This window comes from Streptomyces sp. H39-C1 (assembly GCF_027158125.1).
GTDB classification, from domain to species: domain Bacteria; phylum Actinomycetota; class Actinomycetes; order Streptomycetales; family Streptomycetaceae; genus Actinacidiphila; species Actinacidiphila fildesensis.
This window is the reverse complement of record NZ_JAPVLS010000188.1, coordinates 1-5731: the sequence shown is the minus strand read 5'-3', so window position 1 is coordinate 5731 and position 5731 is coordinate 1. Positions and strand designations below refer to the sequence as shown.

The following is a 5731-nucleotide window of genomic DNA, read 5'->3' as shown; positions in this document are numbered from 1 at the left end:
CACGGCGCCCAGGACCTCCTCGATCTCCCACTCCAGGCGTCCCGTCAGCTCGGCCAGGTCCCGGCCGCTGAGGCCGCCGCCGGCAGCGGTCACCAACCCCAGGAGGTCCTGCTCCGCCGTCGTGCCGCGCAGCAGCCGCTTCAGCTCCCGCTCCGCGTCGTTGCGCACGATCTGGGCGTACGGGGACTCCTTCAGCGTCCGTTCGACCCCGGGGTCACGCAGCGGATGCCCGATGGGCACGTCGGACGGGAGCGGCGGGTCGTGCCGTCCGGCCACCACGATGCGCATCCCCGCCACGGGCCGGGTCGGAAGCAGCGCGGCGATGCTGTGTGCGATGGCTCCCCTGTCCTCGTCGAGACCGTCCACGACCAGCACCAGGCGTTGTTCTCGCTGCCGGCAGGCGGCGGCCGCGGCGTCGAGCAACTGCCACATGTGCGCGGCACGGGTGGCGGCAGTCAGGTAGGGCGAGACAGGTTCGCCGAGGAGGGTCGCCAGCTGCTCGATGACGACGTCCAGGAAGGCTTCACGATCGTCCTGGGCGGCCAGGCGCGCGGTGATGAAGAACGAGACGATGCGGGTGCGCGGTGGCGGGTTCAGAACGAACCAGGACAACAAGGCGGACTTCCCCGCCCACGCCTTCGCGCGCCACCACAGGTAGTCACCGGCATCGGGCCGGGTGCAGAAGTCCGCGAGCTCGGCCAGCTCCTCCTCCCGGCCCAGCAGCATCTCGGGGGCGATCGTCCGTACCTGGTGGAGATAGCCGGACTGCGCAACCGGGTGGGCGGCTGCGAACACGTTGATCTGCGTGTTGCCGCTGCCGATCTGCACCCCTCGCGCACCACGGGCGTCGACGTGGTGGCCGCTCTCGTCCGCTCCCACTGGCAGGCCCGGTCAGTTGAACGTGTTGGTCTGCGTGTTGTTGTCGCCGATCTGCACGCCCTTGGCGTCCCTGGCGTCGACGACATTCGCCCCGGCCACTCCCAGGTCCCGCAGCAACAACCGCGCGGCGGCGAGGATTTCCGCGTCCTGATCCGCACCCGTCGCGGCCAGCCGCTCCCTCAGCCGGGCCTCCCAGACCCCGGGCTCGACCTCACGGGCGTCCAGGACCCGTGCGCCGTCCTCACCCCCAGCGGCAAGACGCCGGCGCACCGCCTCACGCAACCCCGCGTAGCCGTCCCGGACCGCACTGCTCGCGGTATCCGTGAGCCCCGCCGAAGCACCCGCGGCCAGCGCGGCCATCACCAACTCCACTCCAGACATCCTCGCCCCGTCATCGAACCGAATCGGCCTGGTATCGGCCGGCCGCACAACTGGTGCTACAGGCAGCCAGTTTCACACCTTGCCGACCTCTGCGCAGTGGAACACTGGACACGTCATGATGCTCACAGACCGCTCAGGAGGTCCTGGGCTGTGGCTGCTTCGGGCGTGCCCAGGTCCCGGTACGCCGATACGGCCCGTTGCAGATGCTCGCGTGCTGTCACTGGGTCAGCGCGTGCCAGGGCGAGCCGGCCCGATTCCAGTTCAACCCTGGCGGCTCCGGATCGATCACCGATCGCCGCGTAGGTCCTCCCGGCCTGTTCCAAGCGCTCCGTGGCCGCTTGCCACCGTGCTTCCCGCAGGTCCAGCACACCGAGTTCGATGTTCGCCCACGCCGTACCGCGCCTGTTCCCCAGGCGCTCGTACTCATCCCGGGCGTCCGTCACATGGCGTCGTGCGGCGGCGAGATCTCCCATGGAGCGATACAGGGAACCGAGCTCCACCCGCGCGTCGGCGGCGTTCCTGGCGCTGTCCATGGATGTGAAGACGTCCAGAGCTCCTTCGAGCAGGGCCTGGGCATCGGCGTACTGTCCGAGGATCCGCTTCGTGATGCCGGTCTCACGCTCGGCCCACGCTCGTCCGCTGCGGTCGCCGGTGTCGGAGCAGATCGCATGCGCGGCCGCGAACTGGTCCAAGGCACTCGGATAGTCACCGAGGAGTCGGTCGAGTGTGCCGAGTTCGATGCGGATCCATGCCTCGTTACGCAGGTTCCGCAGGCTCTGATAGATGCCGAGCGCCTCGTCGAAGGAGACCCGGGCCGCGGCATAGTCGCCGGTCGCCCTGCTGAACAACCCCAGCGTGCCGCGGCCGTTGGCGACGCCCCGGAGCCCGCCCATCCGTCCGTGGAGGGTGACAGCACGCTCCATCGCGTTCCGCGCGGGGGCATACTCCGCCAGATGGTAGTGAATGACGGCCAGTTCGGCGTAGCAGAACGCGCGGCCACGATCGTCGCCCAGGGTCTCGAAGTGCCCCAATGCCGCCTGTGTGTGTCCGAGTGCGCTGCGGTACCGTCCGGTGCACCGGTGCAGGACCCCCAATTGGCTGTGGCTGCAGCCTTGTCCGAGGACATCCCCTGTCGTGACAGCCAAGTGCAACGAGGACTCGTTCAGCTCTTCGGCCTGGACGATGTTCCGGTGGATCCGCAGGAAATAGCTGAGACCGCAGGTCAGCTGCCAGGTCGTCGCCCATTCCTCGTCGACCGCGAGCCGGGCGACCGCCCTGAAGTCCACCAGATAGATCTCCAGCCACTCCAGAGCTGCCTTCTCCTCCGTGGGAACATCGGGTTCGGTGGCGGCGTCGGCCGGGAGGTCGATGACCAGAGGAGAACCGATGGCGGCATTCGCCAGGGCAAGCTGGCGTGCCGTCAACCGGAACAGCCGCCGCATTGCCGCCGTACGCGATGAACTGCTGTCATGAAGCTCGGACTCCCGTAACGCAAGCGCGCGTACCGAATCGTGCACGCCGTATCCATGCGGGTCCGGTCGGCCGATGATGCCCCGGCGGTGGAGTTCGTTGAGCGACCGATCTGCTTCCTCCACCGGGATGCCGGCCAGCACCGCCGCCGTTTCGCCGGTGACATGCGGCCCGGGATGGAGCGCCATCCGACGGAAGACCAGCTGGTCACGTGTGTCCAACGCCGTCACTGACCAGCCGAAGGGATCCATGTTCACATCGTCTCCTGCTCGGTGCGGGACGCCGTCCCCGCTACGGAGCCCGGATCCGTCCGGTGCGGTGATGAGGCGGTCCGCCACATGTCTGACGGTCAGAGGCAGCCGGTAGATCTCAGCCAACGCGCTGATGACGGAGGTGTCGATGTCGTGTGAGGCTCTCGTCAGGACGGCGGTGATGACGGAGCACGCCTCGTCCCGGGTGAGACCCCCCACTTCGAGGTGCAGGTCGGGATCAATGCCGGCAACAACACGCCGGCTCGTGACGATCACCATGGCGTGGCGGGAGTTCGGCAGAAAGGGCCGCACCTGTTCCGCCCGGGTGATGTCGTCGAGAACGATGAGGAATCGTCCGTTCCCCACCGCGGACCGCCACTGGCCGCTCATGTCGTCGACACCGAACCGTGTCTGCGGAGCGGGCGCACCGATGGTGGTCAAGGCACTCGCCAGGACGTCCTGGGCGCTGAGTCTTCCCGCCGGTTCCGAATGGCTCCGGTACCTCAGGAACAGCTGGCCGTCAGGGTAGCGGGCCACGAGGCGATGAGCCGCCTGCACAGCCAGAGCCGTCTTCCCGCTGCCGGACGGACCCGTGATGGAACACACGAACGGTCGTGACGCGCTGAGCTCCGGCGTGCTTTCCACGAGCCGGCGCAGCTCCTCCTGTCGGCCGGAGAAGACTGCCGCTTCCGGCGGGAGGGTGTTGACCCGGGCCCGATGAGGAGGCGGATCGTCGTCGGTGGAGACCGGGGTGCGATCTGAGCCCGGCACGAGGGCCGCGCCCACGGCTGCGAGTGTGATGAGGACGAGCAGCGAGGAGAAGAGCCACCAGTTCCAGGTCGAGGTGATGATGTTGGTGACCACCCCCACCGCGGCGCCGAGCACGGGCCCGGACGCCAGGACCGCCATCTCCCGGCGCCGGCCCGGACGGTCACCGCTCATCCGATCTCCCCCGGTCATCGATCAACGAGCACCTCGGATTCGACCGAATGCCGTCCCGCCAGTATTCCGGCGTCGCGGCGACGAGGACGGGGCGTTCTCGGAATCGAGTGGAAGGCTGTGGCGGGCGTCCTTGAGGGCGGCTCCGGCCACGTGCACGGTCAGGGCCGCTCCCACACCGTCACCGCCAGCGTCTGCCGGCCGCCGCCCGCGCCGCCGTCCGCCGTGAAGAACCCGACCCGACCGCCGTCCGTCCCGAAGCACACGATGGAGCCCGCCGTAACGTCCGCCGTTCGCTGCCCCAGGTGCGTATTGAGAAGGGTGACGCACTGCTCCCGCTTCGGCGGGGTCGCGCCGTTCCAGGACACGACTGTGGTGCCGACGATCTGGCCCGGTTCGCAGCTGAGTTGGCAGGCGAGTCCGAGATCCCCCATCGGTGCCCGCTGGGGCGGTACGGAATCCAGCGACCAGCCCGTGATCGGACTCCCGCTCGTGCTCCCGTCATCCAGCGTCAACGTCCCCTGCCAGCGCACGTGTACGGCCGCGGGAGCCGTCGAGGCGGGCGGCTCGGTGGCGGGCGGCGTAGCGGGTTCGGTGGAGGGCGGCGGGGTCGTGGTGGAGGGTGCGGTGGTCGGGGTGCGCGGCGGGTCCCGCGTGGGTGCCGGGGGCGGGGCGCTCGCGCCGCTCGCCGAGCTCGCACCGGACGGGACCGCTGCCGACGAGCCAGCGGTCGACGATGATCCCTCGTGCTGGAACAGCACCGTCCCCAGCACGATCGCCGCCACTCCGACGAGCGCAACCACGAGCTGAGCCCTGGTCGTTGTGATGGCCGGGATCTCCACCCCGCCCAGTTTCACCGCTTTCCCCACCACGGACGCGACCAGGCACCCCACACCGAAGATCCACAGCGGCGCGATGTAAGCGATCACAGCTGTCCCTCCCCCTGCCTGCACACCACGCCACCGCGGTGCATGCGACGGTAGCGGCCCGCCAGGACCGAGAGAAGAAGATGTCACCCAGTGCCGTCCGACCTGCCTTTCAGCACCCCTTCGGCCCGGTCGCGGCGCTCGGCCGGACACGGGCGGCGGCGCGGAAATCGGCGCCGCCGCCGTCACCTGCCGGACTTCACTGGGCCCAGGGAGCGGTCCTAGACCCTTTCAGCCGTCCGCTGCGGCGTCAGTTCCGCCCCGACCGGGCGCAGATACAGGCGCAGAGTGTGGGCGGGCTCGGCCGTCCCTCGGTCCCAGCGGGTATCGGCGACGGTGCAGGCGGGCCCGTCGCTCAGCCAGTCCGCGGCCGCTTGGAACAGGGCGGCGGGGTCCTGTCCGGCCAGGATCAGCGTCCCGTCGTCCTCCACGGTGACCCACAGGTCGACATGGGAGTTCACGAACGCACCGGCCCGCTCGCGGAGCTCTTCGACCAGCGTCGCAGTACCAGGATCAGTCATCATCGCTCTGCCTTCCCCGCACGATATGTCAGTGACTGTTCGTGTGCCCCGCTTACCTTCCGTCACTCCCCCGAGTCCCTCCGGATCGAGCGAGCGCCGAAGAAACCGCCTGAACGCCAGGAAATGCCAACAGCCGCCCCACCCCTGACATCGGAGATGGGACGGCTCTTCGGCAGCGTCGGCTGCGGCGTTACGCGGCGGTGGTGGTCGTGCGGGGCGCGGGGCGCTCGCCTGATCCGGAGCGGCGGGCCTGGGCGAAGCGGCTGCGTCGGCCGCGGGTGGCGGTGGCGCTGCGCTTGGCGCGTTCCACGACCGGTGCGGCGATGACGCACGGGATGCCGCTGGGGGCCTGGGCTCCGGTGAT

The 5731-nt window shown here is 69.5% G+C and carries 4 protein-coding genes and 1 pseudogene; all 5 read right to left on the bottom strand.

Annotation, left to right across the window (positions count from 1 at the left end; all coding sequences use genetic code 11):
• Positions 1-828, bottom strand: a pseudogene (locus tag O3W51_RS46990) (hypothetical protein); the annotation flags it as partial.
• 63 nt (positions 829-891) lie between these two features.
• Entirely contained in the window at positions 892-1260 is a 369-nt protein-coding gene (locus O3W51_RS46985; protein WP_138358637.1) for a hypothetical protein, read from the bottom strand.
• Between the two features lie 122 nt (positions 1261-1382).
• Complete coding sequence (locus tag O3W51_RS46980; RefSeq protein ID WP_269290146.1) at positions 1383-3923, bottom strand: tetratricopeptide repeat protein; 2541 nt, start codon at positions 3921-3923, stop codon at positions 1383-1385.
• A 158-nt stretch (positions 3924-4081) separates the two neighbouring features.
• Positions 4082-4849, bottom strand: a complete 768-nt coding sequence (locus tag O3W51_RS46975) for a hypothetical protein (protein ID WP_198359444.1) — start codon at positions 4847-4849, stop codon at positions 4082-4084.
• Positions 4850-5067: 218 nt separating this feature from the next.
• Positions 5068-5370, bottom strand: coding sequence for a hypothetical protein (locus O3W51_RS46970; protein WP_138359675.1), 303 nt, complete (start codon positions 5368-5370; stop codon positions 5068-5070).
• Positions 5371-5731 lie beyond the last annotated feature (361 nt).

Coding starts and splice junctions, on each gene's coding strand:
- O3W51_RS46985 (WP_138358637.1), bottom strand. CDS start 1,260: ATGTCTGGAGTGGAGTTGGTGATGGCCGCGCTGGCCGCGGGTGCTTCG.
- O3W51_RS46980 (WP_269290146.1), bottom strand. CDS start 3,923: ATGAGCGGTGACCGTCCGGGCCGGCGCCGGGAGATGGCGGTCCTGGCG.
- O3W51_RS46970 (WP_138359675.1), bottom strand. CDS start 5,370: ATGATGACTGATCCTGGTACTGCGACGCTGGTCGAAGAGCTCCGCGAG.